Source organism: Vineibacter terrae (genome assembly GCF_008039615.1).
Lineage (GTDB): Bacteria > Pseudomonadota > Alphaproteobacteria > Reyranellales > Reyranellaceae > Vineibacter > Vineibacter terrae.
This window is the reverse complement of the sequence record NZ_VDUZ01000028.1, coordinates 1-20,605: the sequence shown is the minus strand read 5'-3', so window position 1 is coordinate 20,605 and position 20,605 is coordinate 1. Positions and strand designations below refer to the sequence as shown.

Below are 20,605 nucleotides of genomic sequence, written 5' to 3'. Positions count from 1 at the left end.
TGAACGTGCCGCTGTGTCTGCCGTCCTGCATGACTGCCCGCCTGTCGGTGCATTTGCACAATCGTGAAGTGATCGCGCGGTGCGCTGCTGCGCTGCTACTGATGACGCTTGTGGCGGCCTGTGGTTTCGAGCCGATGTACGCCGATCGCACCGGCACCGCGCCACCCGACCAGCAGACGGCGCAAGGCAGCGTGCAGAACGACCTGTTCAGCACGCGCGTGACCACGATTCAGGACCGGGCGGGCCAGATACTGCGCAACCGGCTGATCGACCGGCTCAATCCGCACGGCGAGCCGGCGCAGCCGATTTACTATCTGGTCATCCGCACCCACGAGCAGAAGGACTCTGTTCTGACGCGCAGCGATGAGTTTTCGACCGCAACCAACCTGCGCCTAAGCGTCGACTACGAGGTGCGCGACCCGCAGGGCAATGTGCTGACCACGGGCTATAGCCGCACCATCACCCGCTACAACACCCTGGAGTCGCAATACGCCACCATCGCCGCCGAGGACAACGCGCGCGAGCGCGCCACGCGCGAGCTTGCCGAGGACATCCGCGCCAAGCTGGCGGTGTTCTATGCCTACCGGCGCAAGCTCTGAGCGATGGATATCAAGGCCGGCCAGTCGGAAGCCTTCGTCGCCGGCTATGTGCGCAAGCCGGATCCGGCGCTGCGCGTGGCGCTGATCTACGGCAATGACGAAGGCATGATCGCCGAGCGCGGCCGCACGCTGGCGCAAGCCGTCTGCCCGGATCTCGGCGATGCCTTCCGCGCCGTCGAGCTGAGCGGGGCGCAGCTCAAGGACGACCCGGCACGGCTGGGCGACGAGTTCCAGTCGCTGTCGCTGATTGGCGGCCGGCGCGTGGTGCGCGTGCGGCCGGCGGGCGACGAGTCGGTTGATGCCGTTCAGACCGTGCTCGACGCCACCGCCGGCGATGCCCTGATCGTGCTCGAGGCCGGCAACCTGCCGCCCAGCTCACGCCTGCGCCAGCTTGTCGCCGCCGCCCCGGCGGGTGCTGCGATCGCCTGCTTCGAGGACGGCGAGCGCGCGCTGGAAGGCCTGATCGAGCAAGTCCTGGGCGCCGCCGGGCTGCGCGCCGACAACGATGCCCGTGATTACCTCGTCGACAACCTCGGCAGCGACCGCGGATTGTCGCGCAGCGAGCTTGAGAAGCTGGCGCTGTACAAAGGCATCGCCAAGCCCGACGCGCCGCCGGCGGCGCGCATCGTGACGTTCGACGATGCCGTGGCGGTGATCGGCGACAGCGCCGCGATCGGCCTGGACGACGCCATCTTCGCTGCCTTCGACGGCGATCCGGGGGGGCTCGACCGCGCGCTGGACCGCGTCTTCGCCGAGGGCGTGGCGCCGGCATCGGCGATCCGCGGCCTGCAGCGGCACGCCGACCAGCTGCATCGCCTGGCCGGCGCCATCGAGGCCGGCACCCGGCCGGACGACGCCGTCGCCCGGCTGCGCCCGCCGCCGCATTTCAGCCGGCGCGCGGCCCTGCAGCGCCAGGCCCGCACCTGGCCATCGCGGCGGCTCGCCGACCTCGTCGACCTGCTGCTGGAGGCCGAGATGCAATGCAAGACCACCGGCCTGCCCGACGAGGCGATCCTGCGCCGCACCGCCCTGCGCATCGCCCAGGGCGCCCGCTCCCTGGCGCGTGCGCCGGCGCGGCGGTAAGGATCGAGGGAGCTCTTCGAGTAGCGCGCTCGGCGACTCAGCACCCCAGCTTGTGGGCGAGGTCCACGAAGCTGTCGGCGGCGATGTCGACGACGCTTGCGTCGGCCGCCAGGTCGGTCTTCTGGTCCGGCCCGTGCTCAGTCGGCCGCGGCACGAACGCGGTGCCAAGCCCCTGCGCCTTGGCGGCCTTCAGATCGCCGTTATGCGCCGCCACCATCAGCACCTGCGCCGGTTGCAGGTCCAGCATCCGGCACGCCGCGAGATAAGCTTCCGGCATCGGCTTGTAGGCGCGGGCCGTCTCGGCGCCCAGCACGCAGTCCCAGGGCAGGCCGGCGCGCCTGGCCATGTTGACGATCAGGGCGATGTTGCCGTTGGAGCAGGGCGCGATGATGTGCCGGCTCTTCAGCCGTGTCAGCCCCGCGACGGCGTCGGGCCATGGATCGAGCCGATGCCAGGCGCGGTTCATATGGTCGATCTCGGCCTCGCTCAGCCCCGTGATGGCGAACTCGCCGATCAGCGTCACCAGGCTCTCGCGGTGCAGCACGTCAAGGACGGTGAAGGCGCGGCGGCCGCTGCGCACCTCTTCCATAGCCGGCTGGTAGAGCTTGCGCCAGGCCACGGCGAAGGCAAGCCAGTCGACACCGCTGATGCCCTTGTCGGCACCGAAGGCGGCGAGGTCGCGGCTGACGCTGTTGCGCCAGTCGACCACCGTGCCGAAGACGTCGAAGATGCAGGCTCTGATGTCGGCGGCCATGGACATTTCCTCGCATGATGAGCAGGCTGCCGATCAAGGACCAAGTTGCGCGCCCTGTCGAGCGCCGCCGTCGCGCGCTCAGCGTCGCGCCCGGAAGAGGGCATTGAGATCGGCCGCCGAGGCGATGCCCGCCAGGCCGCCGAACGTGCCCTCGCGCGCGATGTCGCCGGCGACGCGCATGAACGCTGCCCAGGCCACGCGCGCCAGCGCGCCGCCCACCGATATGCGTCGCACGCCCAGGTCCTGCGCCTGCCGGGCGCTGACGCCGGGCGCCCCGATCAGCAGGTTGAACGGCTTGGGTGCGACGGCCTTGACCAAGGCCGCGATCTCCTCGGGCTTGCGCACGCCCGGCGCATAGAGGCAATCGGCGCCGGCCTCGGCATAGGCGACGAGGCGCTTGGTGCTTTCCGCCAGCGGCTCGGGATGGCCGACGAGCCAGCATTCGGCGCGTCCGGTCAGCACGACGGGAAGACCGCTGGCATCGATGGCGGCGCGCGCCGCCCGGATGCGCGCGACTGCGTCGTGCAGGCCATACAGCGGCCGCGCCTTGTCGCCGGTGTTGTCCTCGATCGAAAGCCCGGCGACGCCGGCCTCGACGCACAGGCGCACGCTTTCGTGGACGCCATCAGGATCATGGGCATAGCCCGATTCGAAGTCGGCGTTGAGCGGCAGCGTCGTGCCGGCCGCCATGCTGGCGATATGCGCCAGCATCTCGTCGCGCGTCACCGCCCATTCGAAATCCGGCTTGGCTATGCTGAAGGCGTAGCCCAGCGACGTCGTGGCCAGCGCCTTGAAGCCCAGGCTTTGCAGATAGGCCGCGCTGCCGAGGTCCCAGGGATTGGGCATCACGAACAGCCCGCTTTCATGCAGGGCGCGGAACTGCGCGATCTTCTGGGCCTGGGTCATGGCTTCCTCCCGCTCCGATACCTGGCGGCCGTCTATCAGGCGGGCCATCGCGCATGCTTCGCTGCGCGCCGAAGCGAGACCGTCGTCACGCCACCGCGACGGCCTCGACATCGAACGTGTACAACTCCTGCGGGCGCGCGACGCCGCGCAGTGCATAGCGGCCCAGCGACACCAGCTCGCGCCGGCGCGGACCGGCTTCGATCGCGAACGCCTGCGAGACGATCACCCGCTGGTCGAGCGAGCGGCTCAGCGCCGCGATGCGCGCCGTCTCGTTGACCGCCGGACCGAGCACCGTGAAGTCGAGCCGCGTGGCGCTGCCGAAATTGCCGTACAGCACCTCGCCGACATGCAGCGCCAGGGTCACGTTGGTCACCGGCAGGCCGTCGGCGCGGCGCCGGACCTTCAGCGCGTCGACCTTCGCCAGCATGGCGCGCGCTGCGTCCAGAGCCCGGCCGCAGGCGCCGTGCGGATCCTCGTCGCGGAAGATCGCCAGGATGCCGTCGCCGATGAACTTCAGCACGTCGCCACCTTGGGTCGTGATGGCATCGACCACGATCTCGGCATAGGCGTTGAGCATCGCCAGCATCGCGCCCGGCGGGATCTCGTCGGCCACGCGCGTGAAGTCGCTCAGGTCGCTCGACCAGATCACGGCATGGATCGCCTCGGCCTGGCCGCGCACGATGTTGCCGGCCAGCACCCGCTCGGCGGCGTCGCAGCCCAGGTAGGTGTCGAGCAGGGTGCGGCTGGCGATGCCCAGCCGCTGGGCATGCAGCGCCAGCGCCAGGGCCGGGATCACGTCGCGCAGCGTCGCGATGTCCTGGTCGCGGAAGCCGCCCGCGCGGTCGGTCGCGAAGGACGCGTAGATCTCCTCGACCTGGCCGAAGCGCAGCATGCCGCCGAACGGCACCATGAGCGCCAGGTAGTCGGTGCCGCCTTCCTGCTTCAGGTCGGGCAGGACGGGGAAGCGTTCGATCCTGGCCGGATCGTCCAGCGTCACGCGCAGCTCCGAGCTTCCCTGCTCGATCATCGCGAAGAACGGGCTGGTCCGCCACGCTTCGGCGGTGTCCGTGCCGTCGCCGCGCACCACGTCGGTATCGACCAGCGTGCTGCCGCGACGCCAGCGCAGCGTGCGCGCCGCCAGCGTCGGGTGCAGCACGTCGGAACCGACGAAGACGCGGAACACCGGCACGCCCTGGGCCAGCAGACGCTCGCAGAAGCCCTGCATCAGCGCGGTGTCGCCGCAGCCGCGCAGGCTCTCGGCGATCAGCCAGGCCTGGAGGAAGGGCAGAGACGGCGCCTCGGGCATGGCCGCATGCTAGCACGCCACCGCTTCCGGCGCTCACCACCGGCGCGCCGGCCCTCGGCCCGTGCGAGACCTATCGCCGGCGCGTCAGGCGCTCGACCACGTCGTCCATCTGGTCGAAATTGTCCATCCAGATGGTCAGCCGCGCCTCCTCGCGAGGGCCGGTGACATCGATCGACACCTTCAGCCCCAGCGCCTCCTCGATGGACCTTTCCAGCCCGCGGGTCTCGGCCGTCTTGGCCTTGGCGTTCGGCATCGCCTCGGCTGCCGGCGCCTTGCCGGCGCGCGGCGTGCCCGCCGCATCGCCTGCCGCCGGCTCGGCCCAGGCCGGCGGCAGGCCGCGACCGTCCCAGCCTGATTTGCGCGCCTCCTTGGCGTCGGCGGCCAGCTGCTCGGCGCGGCGCGCGGTGAGCTTCTTGTTGATGACGTAGTCGGCCAGGAACACCGGGTCGGGCGTCCCGATCAGCGCCCGCGCATGGCCCATGTCGAGGCGACCCTGCTCGACATGCGCCTGCACCGGCGCCGGCAGGTCCAGCAGCCGCAGCAGGTTGGCGACATGGGCCCGGCTCTTGCCAATGGTCGCGGCGAGCTGCTCCTGCGTATGGCTGAACTCGTCGACCAGGCGGCGATAGGCGCGCGCCTCCTCGATCGGCGTCAGGTCGGCGCGCTGCACGTTCTCGATCAGCGCGATCTCGAGGACCTCGCGATCGTCCAGCGCGCGGACCACCACCGGGACGTCATGGAGCTGCGCCTGCTGCGCCGCCCGCCAGCGTCGCTCGCCGGCGACGATCTCGTAGCGGTTGGGCGCGTCGGTAACGGGGCGCACAAGCAAAGGTTGTACAAGCCCGTGCGCCCGGATGCTGTCCGCGAGCTGCGTAATATGCGCCGGATCGAACACGGTGCGGGGCTGATAGCGGCTCGCCTTCAGCCAGGTGATGGGAACGGTGGTGGTTCCCGCCGACGTTGCAACCGGCGCTGCCGGCGGGCTCGCTGGCGCAGGCGTGCCGGCCGCAGGCGCGCTTGCCGGCGATGCGCCCGGTGGCGGCGCCGCCTGCACGTCGTCGCCCAGCAGGGCGGCCAGCCCGCGGCCCAGTCCGCGATGCTTGGGTTCCTTGGTCATGATGGACGTCTCATCGCGTACGCCGGTCGCTATCGCGCTCTACGCGTTCGGGTTGAAGAACTATGCCGCTGCCTGTGGCCGCGGCGGCACGCCGTGGCGGCGGCGGTGCAGCAATTCGCTGGCAAGCAGGATGTAGGCCTGGGAGCCGGTGCAGGTATGGTCATAGAGAAGGACGGGCAGGCCATGGGACGGCGCTTCGGACACCCGGACATTGCGCGGTATCGTGGTGCCGAACACCACATCGGCGAAATGCCCTCGCACGTCACGCTCGACCTGCTGCGCCAGCGTGTTGCGGCGGTCCATCATCGTCAGGATCACACCCGCGATGTAGAGCTTCGGATTGAGGGCGCGCCGCGCGCGCTCGATGGTGCGCGTGAGCTGACCCAAACCCTCGAGAGCGAAGAATTCGCACTGCAAAGGAACAAGGACGGCTTCGGCGGCAACCAGGGAGTTGATGGTGAGCAGCCCCAGGGAGGGCGGGCAGTCGATCAGGATGACATCCCAATGGGACTGCTTGCCCTCCAGCGCATCCCGCAACCGGAACTCACGCTTCTCGAGGTCGATCAGCTCCAGCTCGGCGCCGGCGAGATTGACGTTGGCCGGCACGATCTCGAGGTTGGGAATGCGCGTTGCCGCAATCGCTTGCGGCAGCTGCGCGAAACCACACAACAATTCGTAGGTGCCGATGGTTCGGTCGGCGATGTCGATGCCCAGGCCGGTGGAGGCATTGCCCTGCGGGTCGAGGTCGACCAGCAGAACCTTCTGCCCCACGGCGGCCAGCGCCGTGGCGAGGTTGATGGCGGTCGTCGTCTTGCCGACGCCACCTTTCTGATTGGCCACGGCGTAGACCCGGGGCGGCACCACAGCCGCGGTCGAGGTCAGGGCCGAAGCAGGCGAGGAAGAGGGGGCGTCGGCCATCAGGGATATGCTGCGCGTAAGGACTCTCGGTCAGTTGAGACTTATCACTTGATGTTGGGTGGCAGCAAGGACACCTGCACCACGTATCGTTAGGAGGACCGCGCGCCCAGTGGTAGCGCGGCGCTCAGCGTCGGGGCCGCAGGCGGGCGACCCTCAGGATCGCGGCGTCCGGCGCCGTCACACTCGGCACGCGGTCCATGGTCATCATCCAGCGCCGTTCGGCATCGGTCAATTCGTCGTCGATGCTTCTGCCCTTGTGGAAAAGGCAAATAGTGGGATCAATTGTGAATCGGTGAGCCCAATCAAGGAGTTCGGGGAGAGGAGCCAGGGCCCGTGCGGTGATCACGTCGGCCGGATCGGGCGCTGCCGCCTCGATCCGCTTGTTGACGATGACGGTCGTCGGCGCCGCCTGGCGCGCGACCTCGCCCAGGAACACGGCCTTTCGATTATCCGATTCGACGAGCCGGACCGACAGATCGGGACGTGCAATGGCGACGACAAGGCCGGGAAAGCCCGCCCCGGAGCCAAGGTCGACCAATGTCCGGGCGCCGGCCGGGATCAGCGGCAGGAGCTGGAGGCTGTCCAGGACGTGCCGGGTCCACACCTCGTCAAGCGTGCTGCGGGAGACAAGGTTGATACTGCGCTGCCATTTCAGAAGGGCGCCGACATGGATCTCCAGCCCACGCCACACATCTTCGGGAAGGCTCAGGCCAAGCTGGGCGACCGCGCCAGCGATGTCGTCTCGCGCCATTGTTCCACATGAAACAGTCAATCGGGTGGAGGTTCCATACCACACCCGACACCCCTGTTTCGCCTGCCCGGACGGTTGGGTGCCAAATCGAGCCGCCGCCAGCGTGCGCAGGGGCGCGTTCACCATGGAGCAGCCGGTCTATCGACCCTCACGATGGACAATTGCGGCTGGGACACGGGTCCCGTCGTCCTGGAGAGACAGGCAGCGCGCGGGCGTGCGGCCCGATGGGGAGGAGGGCCCTCATGGTGCGCACGGTTGAATGCTACGCATTCGTCGAGTCGAACCGTGAAACGGCGCTACAGCGAGGCTCGTTCGCCGACACGCAGTCTCCTTTTCATTGGAGGCTGGATGGCCGATCACGCCACATCGGCGAGTTCCGCCGTGTTCCACATGAAACAATGGGGCAGGTGGATCTCCCACTGAACGCTGCCATCGCATCCGACTGCGCCATGAAAAGGTGTTGGGGACCGCCTCTGGACCGGGGTCGGAAGCCCGCGCCGTCAAACGCGATTGCCGCTACCGAGCCGATCGCGCTGACAGCCCGCGAAGCCATCCCAATCGACACGCCGCCTCCAAGTGCGCGCTTGGTTCCATAGGGGATGCTCCTTATTTGCCGACAGGCGTGTCGATCGGGCAGAGGCTGGCAGCAGGAGAGCCCCGCAGGGCCACCGAGGCGTCAACCATTCCCATTGTCGGCAGCAAGCGCCGCGGCTCCGTTCGATTCGCCGTGCAGCGAGGCCAGTGGCCCCGACTTGTAGGCCGGCAAAGCCCAAGACGCGGTTCCACACCTGAGGTCAGGTTGGCGATCCCGAGCGCAGCGAGGGCGACTGTGAAGATGTGTGAATACTGTAGGCCCGGAGGGCGAGGGGGCGCGAAGCGCTGGAGGGGAAGTGCTTCGACGGATTCGGTGCGATTCGAGACCCGTGAATCCGTTCAGGTATCCCCCATCCGGCTCTTCGGGGCTCCTTCCTCTCTGGGCTGCGGCATTCACACATCGCGCCCGCTACCTGAGACGCTGCGCGCTGTCCCTTCCCCTGGAGGGAGATGATGGCGCGCAGCAGCCTGCCCTGAGCTTACCGAAGGGCCAGAAGGGGATGTTGCAACCGCTTCGATGCTGCTGAACAGCCGCCGATTCTGCCCGAGCATTCCCTTTCGCCTCCGAGGGATGGGACGCTTAGGATGTATGGATCCGATAGCTCGTTCGGGAGAGAGACAGCCAGCGCACGCAGCTCGATGGGAGAAAGAACCTTCATGACGAGCACCGGTGAATGCTTCGTGTTCATGTATGCTCGCCATGAGGTGTTGCTGCGATGGTGCATGCCACCACCTCGGAGCCTCTTCTCAGAAGAGAATTCGGTCACACACGTCGCAAACAGGGCAGGCGCCGTCCGTGCTTCGGATCCCGTTTCCTTCGAGCGCAAAGAGATCGGACGCTGCGGTCTGGTGTATCAATCACAGACGATGATTCGTTCGGGTTCGGGTTGAATCAGCGAGTCGCGCCTCCGACCTCGCTCGCAACACGTTGCCAACACCCGCAGAAAGTTTCACGTGGAACGGTCTGCCTGTCCTCCTGCCTGGCAGGGTGGCAGAACATCGCTGGGCTGGATTGTTCCACGTGGAGCAATCGCGACTGCGATATCGCTCGGATCCCTCTTGTCGTGCGACCCGCGCCGAATCTCGGGCCTGAAGCGTATCGCGACCGGACGGAAGCGTCGTCCTCGCGAAGCTAATCCCAGGTATTGCCTGGTGCTGCCGACAATCAGACGGACCCGTTCGCTGCGATCGGAGCGACGCGGTCGATCCGATCAGGGCAGAATGCTTTAAGCCGCTCGGGCGCGGCGTCGCACGTGCTTGAGCAGCGCCACCAGCGCCGCCGGCGTCACGCCGGCAATCCGCGCCGCCTGGCCCAGGGTCGTGGGGCGTTGTGCCGTGAGCTTCTGCCGGATCTCCCCCGACAGGCTGCCGATGGCCCCATAGTCGAGATCGACGGGCAACAGCAGCGCCTCGTCCCGGCGGTAGGCGTCGATATCGGCCTGCTGCCGGCTGAGGTAGCCATCATACAGGGCGTCGATCTCGAGTTGCTCGGCAACGGACGCTGTGATCTGTGCCAGCGCCGGCCACACGGAGGACAACCGCTTCACGGACATGCCCGGATAGGCCAGGAGGTCGGCGGCGGACCGCACGACACCGTCCTGGTTGACGGCGATGCCGAGCCTGGCCAGCGCGGACGGGCTCATGGCCAGCGACCGCGCCAGGGAGCGCGCCGAGTCAAGCGCCGCCATCTTGCCCTGGTGCATCATCCGGCGGGCGCTGCCGACGCAGCCCACCGCGAGGCCCAGCGGCGTGAGCCGCTGGTCGGCATTGTCCGTGCGCAGCTTCAGGCGATATTCCGCACGCGACGTGAACATACGGTAGGGTTCAGGCGCGCCCTGGGTCACCAGGTCGTCGATCATCACGCCGGTATAGGCGTCGGCACGGTCGAGCACAAAGCCCGCGTCCGCCTCGACGGCCGACCCGCCGGCACGCAAGGCGGCGTTGACGCCGGCGATGATGCCCTGCGCCGCGGCCTCCTCGTATCCCGTCGTACCGTTGATCTGGCCGGCCAGGAACAGACGGGGAATGCGGCGGGTCTGCAGCGTCGGCCACAGCTCGCGCGGATCGACGTAGTCGTATTCGATCGCATATCCCGGGCGCAGCATGACCGTGCGCTCGAGACCGGGTATCGTCTTCAGCACCTCGATCTGCACCTCACGCGGCAGCGAGGTCGAGATGCCGTTGGGGTAGACGGTGATGTCGTCCAGGCCTTCCGGCTCCAGGAAGATCTGGTGCCGGTCACGCTGGCCGAAGCGCACGACCTTGTCCTCGACCGAAGGACAATAGCGGGGGCCCGTCGAGTCGATCTGGCCCGAATACATCGGCGCGCGATGCAGATTGGCGCGGATCAGTGCGTGGGTCGCAGCAGTCGTGGAAGTAAGGAAACAAGAAATCTGCGGAACCGTGATTTCCGACGTTGCGTAGGAGAAGGGAAGAGGGGGATCATCGCCCTTCTGCTCCTCCAGGCTGGCCCAATCGATCGTGCGGCCGTCCAGGCGCGGCGGTGTGCCGGTCTTCAGCCGCCCCAGGCGGAAGCCGAAGCGCGCGAGGGTTGCCGCCAGGCCGGAAGAGGGCGGCTCCAGCGCGTCGAACGACGCGACTGCGGCGGATGCGGGCAGGTCCAGAGGCCCCCCGCCGCTGCGCTGCCCGCGCGCACGCCCGGCCGGAATTTTCACTTCGCCGCAATGGATCAGCCCGCGCAGGAACGTGCCCGTGGTCACCACCACCGCTGCGGCGGCGATGCGCCGCCCCGACGCCGTCAGCACGCCGCAGGTCTTGCCCCCGCCGTCCAGCAGCACGTCCTCGACCGCGTCGGCACCGATCTCCAGGCCCGGCTGCTGCGCCAGCAGCGCCTGCACGGCCTGGCGATAGAGGGCGCGATCGGCCTGCGCGCGCGGCCCGCGCACCGCCGGCCCCTTGCTGGCGTTGAGCATCCTGAACTGGATGCCGGCCTGATCAATGGCCCGCGCCATGACCCCGTCCAGCGCGTCGATCTCGCGCACCAGGTGCCCCTTGCCCAGGCCGCCGATCGCCGGGTTGCAGGACATCTCGCCGATCGTCGCCGGATCATGCGTCAGCAGCAGCGTGCGCGCGCCCATGCGCGCGGCAGCACCAGCCGCCTCGGTGCCGGCATGGCCGCCGCCGATGACGATCACGTCGTAGGATGCCCGCACCGGGGTGCCGTCCGTCATGCGGCGCAGAGTGGGAATCCCACCCGCCGAGTCAAGCCGGACGTGGCCGTGCCAGATTTTCCCAGGAGCTTGTGGTTTCAATCTTCCCGTGGAGGGCAGGACATTCGCATATGACCTCGCTGTCATCCCGAGCGCCAGCGAGGGATCTTCTGCGGCAAGCGCACGGTGCCCAATTCGCGGGAGATTCCTCGCTGCGCTCGGGATGACGGTAGGGGCATATGCCAATGCCCTGCCGCGGAGGGGGAGGATTCAGTCACGCGTTCCGCGTGCAGTGAAAAATGCCGGTAATATTCGCGCGTATCGCGCTCTGCTTCCACAACCGCTTGCTATTCCCGCCGAAACCAGATCGCCCATGCGGCCACGAGCATCGGCAACGCCAGCGTCGCCCACGAAAGCGCGTCCCAGAAACCGTCGTCGAGCAGCGCCGAGACCAGGCCGATGACGGTGACGGTCGCCAGCAGCAGCGGCACGCCGAAGATGCGCTGCAACGACAAGGTCGACCCGGAGGGCGGGCGCATCGTCATCGTCCGGCCCTCACGGCTTGATCGTCCTGCGCCAGCGCGGCCAGCCGCACATCCATCGACACGCCGCGGCGCGCGATCCAGAGATACAGGCCGCTGCCCAGCACGACGATCGAGATGATGTCGAGCAGCGCCCACACGATCTTCAACGGCAGGCCGCCATAGTCGCCGAAATGCAGCGGCTGCGACACCAGCAGCGACGTGATGTACCACGGCATCTTGCGCAGATCGGTCAGCCCCGCGGTCTGGGCATCGACCAGGACCGGCTGGATCAGCCGCTTGGTCAGCGGCGCCTCGCCGCGCATCGCCACCATGTAATGATGGCCGCTGCTGAACAAGGTGCCGGGGAACGCGACGAAGCTCGGCCGCATGCCGGGCGCCGCCGCATGCGCGGTGACCATCGCCTTGTCGAGCGACCCCGGCTTCCCGACCGGCGGCTGGCCAGCATAGGGCGTCACCATGTCGGCGAGCTGATCGAAGCGCCAGAGCTGGATCAGCAGATCGGCCCAGGTGTTGATCACGCCGGTTGCGCCGACCACCAGCACCCAGCCCACCGTCACGACGCCCAGCAGGTTATGCAAGTCGAGCCATCGCGTGCGCGTCGCCTTGTCCTTGCGCACCGTGCCGAACGGCAGCTTGCGCATGAACGGCGCGTAGAGCACGACGCCGGAAATGATGGCGACCACGAACAGCAGGCCCATCAGGCCGAGGAACAGCTTGCCCGGCAGGCCCGCGAACAGATCGACGTGCAGGCTCAGCATGATGTCCATGAAGCCGACATGTCCGCCTGGCTCCATCAGCAGCTCGGCCGTGCGCGCATCGAAGATCATCACCTGACTCTTGTCGAACGGCTCGACCAGCGTCCTGGCGATGTTGACGATCACGACGTCGGGCTCGTCCTTGTCCCACACGACGAACTGCACGACCTGCCCGGGCCGCCGCGCCAGCCCGGCGGCGATGATCCGGTCGAGGCTGGCCCTGGGCGTGTCGGCCGCCATGACAGGCGGCTCGGGCTTGTCGCCCAACAGGTGCTCGATCTCCTCATGGAAGATCAGCGGCAATCCCGTGATGCACAGGAGCAGCAGGAAGGCCGTGCACACGAGGCTCGACCACTTGTGCACCCAAGACCATTTGCGGATCGTGCCCGGGCTCATCGCTCGCCTCGCCGATCAGAATGTTGCCTGCACGCCGACGCCGAACCAGCGCGGGCGCAGAATGTTGGCTTCCTCGACCGCGCCGAACGGCCACACCGCCACCGGCTTGCCCGAGTCGAACAGGTTGTTCACGAACGCAAAGACGCGGGCATTGCCGTAGGTGAAGCCCGCCTGCGCGTTGACCACGACATAGGGATCAACGCGGCCGCGCGGATTGTTGGGCTGGCTCGTGTTGGCGTTGGCGCTGGAATAGTACGAGGATGAGTAGCGGGCATCGACGCTGACGTCGAAGCCGCTGCTGTGCTTGTAGCTGGCGCCGGCCGTGGCGGTGAACGCCGGCGACCGCGGCAGCGCCTCGCCCTCGATCCCGGAGTTGGGATACTTCAGGATCTCGGTCTTCAGGAGGCCGATCTCGCCGAACAGCTCAAGTCCGGGCAGCGCCAGCCAGCGCGCGCCCAGCTCGGCGCCGTAGGTGATGGCCGACTTGGCATTGCGGATCTCGGTCGAAACCGGGCTCAGCGCAAACGGCAGCTGCATGTCCTTGTAGCGCGAGTAGAAGACGTTGCCCGTCAGCTGCAGCTGCTTGTCGAACAGCTCGGCACGCGCGTAGGCCTCGTAGCTCCACACGTATTCCGGCTTGTAGGTGTAGCTGACGAACGGGACGTTGAAGCTGACGCCGGCACCGCCGCCATTGTAGCCCCGCGATATCGTGGCGCCGACGGTCAGCTCGTCGGTGGCGTGCCAGGCAACGCCGACCTTGGGCAGGAACACGTTGTAGGTCTCTTTGAAATCCACGTCGAACAGGGGCGGGATGCCGCCGACGCGACGACGGTGCTCGCGCTCGAAGCGGCCGCCCAGCGTGAGGTCGAGGTTGCCGAACACCCGCAGCGTCGCCTCGCCGTAGGCGGCCAGCGTCGTCGTCCGGTCATCCCACCGGTTGAAGCCGTTGAAGTTGAGCCAGTCGTCCTGGTTGGCGCGGAAGAAATAGAGGCCGGCGAAGCCCTTCAGGCGTCCCTCCATTCCGGTGAACTGCAGCCGCGGCTCGGCCAGGATCTCGCGGCTGTGCACGTAGGCCGGTCCGTCGCTTAACTGGGCCACGAGCCGCTTCACCTTCACATCGGCCAGCGAGAACGTGTTCTGAAAGGTGAGCGTGTCGGAGATCTTCCACGTGGTCTCCATGACCCCGCTGGTCGCGGTCGGCTCGAACACCGGCATGTCCGGCGTCGACGGGATATGTTCGCGATACGGCTTCTGAACGATGTCGGTCTGCGGTCCGCGATAGTCCTGGTGGGTCACGGTGATCAGGGTCGAGAACCCCGGCAGCGCTTCCGGCTGAATCAGCACCTTGCCGCGCACGGTCAGCGAGCGGTAATCGCCCGGATCCTTGGCCCCACCGAAGCCCTGGAAGTGCACGAAGCTGTCGTAGGCCTTGTAGTCGACGGCCAGGCGCAGCGCGAGCTCGTCCTTGACCACCGGCGCCGACACGACCGCCGAGTATTGCTGCTGGTTCTGGTTGCCGACGATCACCTGGCCGCCGATCTCGGTCTCGGTCAGAGAGGGATCGCGGGTCTTGACCACGACGGCGCCGGCGATGGAATTGCGCCCCTGCAGGGTGCTCTGCGGACCGCGGAACACCTCGACGCGCTCCAGGTCCCACAGCGACAGGTCGCCGAAGATCGCCTCGTTGAAGCTGAGCGGCCGGCCATCCACGGTGTAGGTGATCCGCGGCCGGATGCCGCCGACGAACGCATCGACACCCTGGGCCGGCCCGGTGCCGTCGATGCCCCGGATCGCCGGCGCCAGGTTGTTGGACTCGGTTGTCACGACGTTGGGAATGCGCGCCATCACGTCGTTGGTGGTCGACAGGCCAGGGCGCTTGCGGCCCAGATCCGCCGGTCCGAAAACGCTGACGCTGCTGGCCGTGTCGCGCAGCGAGCGCTGCACCTTCTCGCCCGCGACCGTCACCGGCGCCAGCGTCGTGACATCCGGCGCCGAGGCTTGCACCCTCTCCAGCGTCGCGGCGCGCGGGCCGGTGAACCGCACCAGCAGGCCCGTGCCGGCCACCAGCCGGCGCAGCGCTTCCTCGGGCGCCAGCGGCCCGGTGACGCCGCCTGACCGCAGGCCGCTGGTGATGCGGCTGTCATAGAGCACCTGCACGCCGGTGGCGGCAGCGTAGGCCGCCAGCGCCGAATCCAGCGGCTGTGCCGGGATATTGAAGGGCCGGGTCTGCGCCACGAGCGTCGGGCGTGACGCTGGCGCGGGTTGGGCATGCACCCCGGCCGCCGGGAAGAACGTGGCCGCCAGCACCGCCATGACCACATGACCTTGTCGCCGGTTGGCCCCCTGATGGTTCGTTCTGCGGAATTTCCCTGTCAGGCTCGTCAGGCTTTGCATCAGTCCCCCAAGGCACGCACGGTCACGCCCATTCTGAAATGCGAATAGGTCTTACTTTCAAGGACGTGCGGCAGTGCGCGGGACCGAATCCCGCCGGACGATTTCTTTGAATTTCAGCGCAAGAAGACGATTCCGCCGGGCAGCTGCGTGGCCTGCAGGCCCAAGGTGCGCTGGATGTGGGTGATCGCCTCGTCCAGCCGGTCGAGATGGAAGACGCCGCTCAGCTTGCGCTGCGCCGCCGCCGCGTTCTCCAGCCAGATCCGGCCGCGGCGGTAGCGGTTGATCTCTTCCACCACCTGGCGCAGCGTCTGGCCGCGAAACACCAGCATGCCCCGGCGCCACGCGGTCTCCGCGGCGGCATCGGCGCGCGCCACGCTGTGCAGGCCGCGATCGTCGTAGGTGGCAAGGTCGCCCGCCGAGAGCCGCGCCGTCTCCCTGGCCCGCACCTCGACCGATCCTTCCACGCAGACCACGCGCACGACGTCGTCCTGGTCGCGCACGGTGAACAGCGTGCCCGTGACCGTCGTCGTGCCGCGACCCGCCATCACCACGAAGGGCCGCGATGCGTCCTTCGTCACCGCGAACGAGGCCTCTCCGTCCAGCAGCTCGACCCCCCGCTGCGCCGGTGTGAACCGCAGCGACAGGCTGGTGCGCGTGTTGAGCTCCGCAACGCTGCCGTCGGGCAGCACCACCCGCTTCTGCTCACCGGTGCCCGTGCGGTGCTCCGCCAGCCACGCGCTGGGCTCCGCCACGTAGCCCAGCCGCACGCCGGCGAGCATCACGCCCGCAGCGCCGGCTGCCAACGCCGCGCCTGCCATGACCATCCGCCGGCCGGGCAACTTCGGTCTTGGCCGCACGCCGTTCGCCAATGTCGCCGCCGCGCCCGCCTGCTGCCACAGCCGCACCGCGGCCCGGAACGCTGTGTCATGCGCCGGCGTACGCCGGCGCCAGGCCTTCAGCCCATCGGCGTCGGCCTGCGTCGCGGCACCGGATGTGAGGCGGACCACCCAGGCGAGCGCCTCGCGCTGGAGAGCTTCTGCGGCAATCTTGTCGTGGGAGTGATCGGCCATGACAACTCGGGTCGAGCGGCACCTGCTGCGCGCAGCAATAGCAGCGCCGGCACCAATCGCAATTCCTCGCCTATCAAGACGACGCGACGCGGCGCGGACCGAAGCGGCGGACCGGATTTTTTTCCAGCCGCCGTGCGCAATGCTCCAGGGCGCGCTGCAGGTTGATCTCGACCGCACGCGTGGAGATGCCGTGGCGGTCGGCGATCTCGCGATGGGTCTGCGCGCCCAGGCGCGCGGCCAGGAAGATCGCCCGCCGCCGCGGCGGCAGCTCGTCGAGCGCTCGCTGCAGCATGATCAGCTCATCACGCGCTGCCGCGATGGCAGCCGCATCCGGTGCATCGTCAGGCACGTCGAGCAAGGCATCGATTTCCGCGGCCGCCAGTGGCTGGCGCGCCTCGCGTCTCTGATGGTCGACCGCCAGATTGGCCGCGATGCGGAATAGATAGGCGCGCGGGTTGACGACCGCCGATGCGCCGCCGCCCGACGCGCGCAGCCACGCCTCCTGGGTAAGATCCTCGGCCGTGTCGCGGCTGCCCAGGCGCCGCGCAAGGAAGCGCGTCAGCGCGGCGCGCTGCTCGGTGAAGACGGCAAGAAGCTTGAGATGCGAATCTGACATCGGCGGCACGCAGACCCTGCTTTGCCAGTCTGCGGCATCGCGGAATCACCACCGCCGACGCTACCCCTGTTGCGAGCGACTCGCAACCACCTCTGATGTCATCTACCTTCCCCCGCTTGCGGGGGAAGGTGCCCGAAGGGCGGATGGGGGATGGTGCAACAGCGCCGATGCTCGATCGGATGCACCATTTGCGGTGAAGCACCCCCCAATCCGGCGCTGCGCGCCACCTTCCCCCGCAAGCGGGGGAAGGTAAACCACACACGCCTATTTCCGGATCAAGGTGGCGCGCAGGTTGCCCCGGCTCTGGATCGTGATCCGGCCGGCCGCATATTGACCCCAGATCTGGGCGCCGCCGGGCAGGCATCTTTCGTTGAAGCCCATGACGGTGCCGGTCAGGGCCCCGGTCGGGTCGATCTTGAATGTCGCCGATCCAAACGAGCCGTTGCCGCAACGGCCGACCCGCCAGCGAAAGCTTCCCACGCCGCCGGTCACGACCGCGCTGACCGCCCGGCATGACACCTCCTCGCCCTTGAGGCCCGAGCAGTGCTCTCCATAGTACGATCCGTCGGCCGCTGCCGCGCTCGGCGGTGGCGCCACTGCGACGGAGGCGGGCGGCGGCGCCTGCCGGCGCTGGTCCTCCTCGGCGCGCTTGCGGGCGTCCTCCTCCTGCTGCCGCCTGGCGTCTGCATCGGCCCGCTTTTTGTCCTCCTCGATCTTCCTTTGCTCATCGTCGTAGCGCGCCAGCGCCGAAGCCGCCTGCTGCCGTAGCGCCGCCAGCTCACCCGCCGTGAGATAACCGGTTTCCAGCGCACCCTGGCTCTTCTGCCAGGCCGCGATCATCTGGCGCGTCCGCGGACCAAAAGCGCCGTCATTGCCCTGCGTGCTGTAGCCGAGGGACGAAAGCGCCACCTGGATCCGCTTGCGGTCCTGCTCCGACAGGCGCAGCGCTGTCTCGGCCGCTTCGGCCTGCCGCTCCGCGTCCGCCCTGGCCTGGGCCTCGGCGGCGCGCGCTTCGGCCTCCGCCCGGTGTTTGGCCTCCTCCGCCTCGGCCTGCTGCCTGGCGGCGGCGGCGGCCCGGGCCTGCTCTTTCGCCTGGCGCTGCGCCGCCTCGGCCGCCGCCTTCTCCTGGGCCACCTTGCGCGCCTGCGCTTCCCGGCCCGCGCGCTGCTCGTCCGCGCCACGCCGCTGCGCGTCATCCGTCTGTGGCGGCGGCACGCCTTCCATCGCCGTCCTGTCCTCGCCCGGACGCAAGGCCAGCCACGCGCCGCCGACGGCGACGGCCAGCGCCACGATGCCGGCCGCGATCCGGGCCACGGGCATGCGCTTGCGGCTCTGCGCCGGCGCCGCCCCCTGCGGCGTGGAACTGCCGATCCGTCGCGTCGCCTACATCCGCCGCGTGTCATCCGGCGATACATGGCCGGCGCTGTGTGCGATCCCCGACAACACCTGCCGCCATTGCGCGATCGCCTGCGGCCGTTCCGTGGGCTTCAGCGTCAGGCCGGCATCGATCGCCGCCAGCAGGCTGGGCGCGTAGCGCCCCTTGCCCGCGTCCGCTGCCGGCACGAGGCGATCATCGATCATGCGGTCGATGGCGCTGGGCGGCGGCGCGCCCGTGATGCAATGATAGAGTGTGGCGGCCAGGGCGTAGATGTCGGTCCACGGTCCCTGCCGGGCCGAGGTCGACTGCTCGAAGGCGGCATAGCCCGGCGTGTACACGGCCGTCAGCGCCTGCGTGCGTCCCTGCAGCGCTACGCGCGAGGCGCCGAAATCGATCAGGGTCGGCCGGCCGTGGCCGTCGAGCAGGATGTTGGCCGGCTTGATATCGCGATGCAGGAAGCCGGCCGCATGCACCCGTTCCAGGCCGTCGAGCAGCGGGTAGACGAGCTGCTCGACGGCCGGTTGCGGCAGGCGGCCGTCGCTTCAGCCGCGCCTCGACGGTCTCGCCGCGCACCAGCCCCATCACCATGTAGGCTGTGCCGTTGGCCTCCATGAAGTCGTAGACGTTGACGATGCCCGGCGCGTCCTCGAGCGTCGCCAGCGTGCGGGCCTCGTCGAGGAAGCGCTCGCGGCCCCAGCGGAAATCCTCGGCGGTCTGGGTCGATCGCGGCAGCACCGTGGTGCCGCCCTGGCGCACGGCGAAGCTGGTGGGCAGGTACTCCTTGATGGCCACGTCACGGCGCAGCTGCGCGTCGCGCGCGCGATAGGTGATGCCGAAGCCGCCCTGGCCCAGCATCTCCACGATCTCGTACTTGCCGACCTGCGTGCCCGGCCGCAGCCCGCCGAACGGGTCTTCCTGACCGGTATCGGATGCCGTCGTGATCGGCGCCGCCGCCGGCCGCTCCTCGTTCATTATCGCGTTCCCTGATCAGACAATGGCGTGGCCCCCTGACATCGCCCTTACCTTGCGCAGTGGCATCGGGATCCCTGTCGAGGATCACCTCTGCTGATGTATTGAGCCTACGCCATGACCGAGAATTTATTCCCTCAGGCCGATCCGTTCGATTCCGGGTTCCTCCGCGTCGCCGACGGCAACGAGATCTATTGGGAAGCATCGGGCAATCCCGCCGGAAAGCCCGCTCTCTATCTGCACGGCGGCCCGGGCAGCGCGCTTCGCTCGGGCAGCTATCGCCGCCACTTCGACCCGCAGAAGTATCGCATCGTCGGGATCGATCAGCGCGGATGTGGTCGAAGCCGCCCCCTTGTCACCGACGCTCTGGGCGAGCTGCACCGCAACACGACACAGTCGCTGCTCGCTGACATCGAAGCGCTCAGAACGCACCTCGGCATCGATGCGTGGCTGGTGTCGGGCGTGTCCTGGGGAACGACGCTTGCGCTCGCGTATGCCCAGGCCCATCCAGACAGGATCTCGGAACTGGTTCTCGTCGCCGTAACCACGATCAGCCGCGAGGAGGTCGATTGGATTACCGACGGTGTCGGGCGCTTCTTTCCCGAAGCCTGGCAACGGCTCGAGCATGCCTCCGGCAGGCGCGATGGAGAGCGCATCGTCGACGCCTATGCCCGGCGCCTTGCCACGATGGATGTGGCGGATCGGCGGCGGGCGGCGCGCGCCTGGAACGACTGGGAGTCAACGCACATCTCGCTCGATCCGAACTGGGAGCCGATCGGCCAGCGCTTCGACGAGCGGCAGAGCCTGGTCTTCGCAACCCTCGTCACGCACTACTGGTCGAACGATGGATTTCTCCACGACGGAAAGGAAATACGACGCCGTCTCGGCACGATCGGCCATATCCCCGCTGTTCTGATTCACGGTCGCCGCGACATCAGCGGGCCGGCGGCGACGGCCTGGCATCTCCACCGCCACTGGCCGGCAAGCCGGCTGGTCATCGTGGAAGCCGAAGGACATGGCGGGCCGCTGTCGATGGCGCAGATGCGTGCCGCGCTGGATGCATTCGCACCGGGCGAATGACGAGCGGCTCGTAAAGCGCACATCGTGAGGGCAGCCTCGTTGTCATCCTTATATGAGCATTTGGAAGTCAAGAGGCTTTCATCGACAAAGCATCCCTTTGTTTGATCGGCACAGACCATCCCTTCGTCCCGACCATGAAGATTGCAGAGCGCCGCGCGCAAGACGGGTCAAGGCTGGCCGCAGGCCACCGCCGCAGGCGGCGCG

At 68.3% G+C, this 20,605-nt stretch carries 17 protein-coding genes; 3 read left to right on the top strand and 14 right to left on the bottom strand.

Features of this window, described 5'->3' with window-relative positions; translation table 11 throughout:
- Positions 1–29 precede the first annotated feature (29 nt).
- Positions 30–599 carry an LPS assembly lipoprotein LptE gene (gene lptE, locus FHP25_RS22750; RefSeq protein ID WP_147849264.1) on the top strand — a complete coding sequence of 190 codons (570 nt, stop codon included), beginning with the start codon at positions 30–32 and terminating at the stop codon, positions 597–599.
- A 3-nt stretch (positions 600–602) separates the two neighbouring features.
- Entirely contained in the window at positions 603–1,682 is a 1,080-nt protein-coding gene (holA, locus tag FHP25_RS22745) for a DNA polymerase III subunit delta (RefSeq protein ID WP_147849263.1), read from the top strand.
- Positions 1,683–1,719: 37 nt separating this feature from the next.
- On the opposite strand, the gene FHP25_RS22740 is transcribed toward holA, so the two are convergent.
- From FHP25_RS22740 to FHP25_RS22675, 14 genes are all read right to left on the bottom strand, one after another.
- Complete coding sequence (locus tag FHP25_RS22740) at positions 1,720–2,442, bottom strand: haloacid dehalogenase type II (RefSeq protein ID WP_147849262.1); 723 nt, start codon at positions 2,440–2,442, stop codon at positions 1,720–1,722.
- A gap of 72 nt (positions 2,443–2,514) precedes the next feature.
- Complete coding sequence (locus FHP25_RS22735; RefSeq protein WP_147849261.1) at positions 2,515–3,342, bottom strand: isocitrate lyase/PEP mutase family protein; 828 nt, start codon at positions 3,340–3,342, stop codon at positions 2,515–2,517.
- 85 nt (positions 3,343–3,427) lie between these two features.
- Positions 3,428–4,648, bottom strand: a complete 1,221-nt coding sequence (locus tag FHP25_RS22730; RefSeq protein ID WP_147849260.1) for an adenylate/guanylate cyclase domain-containing protein — start codon at positions 4,646–4,648, stop codon at positions 3,428–3,430.
- A 70-nt stretch (positions 4,649–4,718) separates the two neighbouring features.
- Positions 4,719–5,765, bottom strand: a complete 1,047-nt coding sequence (locus tag FHP25_RS22725; protein ID WP_147849259.1) for a ParB/RepB/Spo0J family partition protein — start codon at positions 5,763–5,765, stop codon at positions 4,719–4,721.
- A 60-nt stretch (positions 5,766–5,825) separates the two neighbouring features.
- On the bottom strand, positions 5,826–6,683 hold the full coding sequence (locus FHP25_RS22720) for a ParA family protein (RefSeq protein ID WP_147849258.1): 858 nt from the start codon (positions 6,681–6,683) through the stop codon (positions 5,826–5,828).
- Positions 6,684–6,807: 124 nt separating this feature from the next.
- Entirely contained in the window at positions 6,808–7,434 is a 627-nt protein-coding gene (gene rsmG, locus FHP25_RS22715) for a 16S rRNA (guanine(527)-N(7))-methyltransferase RsmG (protein WP_147849257.1), read from the bottom strand.
- A gap of 1,820 nt (positions 7,435–9,254) precedes the next feature.
- Positions 9,255–11,219 (bottom strand): tRNA uridine-5-carboxymethylaminomethyl(34) synthesis enzyme MnmG, encoded by a 1,965-nt coding sequence (mnmG, locus tag FHP25_RS22710; protein ID WP_147849256.1) that lies wholly within the window; start codon positions 11,217–11,219, stop codon positions 9,255–9,257.
- Positions 11,220–11,545: 326 nt separating this feature from the next.
- On the bottom strand, positions 11,546–11,743 hold the full coding sequence (locus FHP25_RS22705) for a hypothetical protein (protein WP_231712436.1): 198 nt from the start codon (positions 11,741–11,743) through the stop codon (positions 11,546–11,548).
- Positions 11,740–12,894 carry a PepSY-associated TM helix domain-containing protein gene (locus FHP25_RS22700; protein WP_147849255.1) on the bottom strand — a complete coding sequence of 385 codons (1,155 nt, stop codon included), beginning with the start codon at positions 12,892–12,894 and terminating at the stop codon, positions 11,740–11,742. Before FHP25_RS22700 ends, FHP25_RS22705 begins: the two co-directional genes overlap by 4 nt.
- Positions 12,895–12,909: 15 nt before the next feature.
- Positions 12,910–15,207 (bottom strand): TonB-dependent receptor domain-containing protein, encoded by a 2,298-nt coding sequence (locus tag FHP25_RS22695; protein ID WP_178133707.1) that lies wholly within the window; start codon positions 15,205–15,207, stop codon positions 12,910–12,912.
- A 194-nt stretch (positions 15,208–15,401) separates the two neighbouring features.
- Positions 15,402–16,358 (bottom strand): FecR family protein, encoded by a 957-nt coding sequence (locus FHP25_RS22690; protein WP_147849253.1) that lies wholly within the window; start codon positions 16,356–16,358, stop codon positions 15,402–15,404.
- 73 nt (positions 16,359–16,431) lie between these two features.
- Complete coding sequence (locus tag FHP25_RS22685; protein ID WP_147849252.1) at positions 16,432–16,974, bottom strand: RNA polymerase sigma factor; 543 nt, start codon at positions 16,972–16,974, stop codon at positions 16,432–16,434.
- 264 nt (positions 16,975–17,238) lie between these two features.
- On the bottom strand, positions 17,239–18,264 hold the full coding sequence (locus tag FHP25_RS22680) for a peptidoglycan-binding domain-containing protein (RefSeq protein ID WP_147849251.1): 1,026 nt from the start codon (positions 18,262–18,264) through the stop codon (positions 17,239–17,241).
- A gap of 93 nt (positions 18,265–18,357) precedes the next feature.
- Positions 18,358–18,882 (bottom strand): protein kinase domain-containing protein, encoded by a 525-nt coding sequence (locus FHP25_RS22675; RefSeq protein ID WP_147849343.1) that lies wholly within the window; start codon positions 18,880–18,882, stop codon positions 18,358–18,360.
- A gap of 556 nt (positions 18,883–19,438) precedes the next feature.
- Here FHP25_RS22675 and pip point away from each other — a divergent pair.
- Complete coding sequence (gene pip, locus FHP25_RS22665; protein ID WP_147849249.1) at positions 19,439–20,401, top strand: prolyl aminopeptidase; 963 nt, start codon at positions 19,439–19,441, stop codon at positions 20,399–20,401.
- Positions 20,402–20,605: the final 204 nt, after the last annotated feature.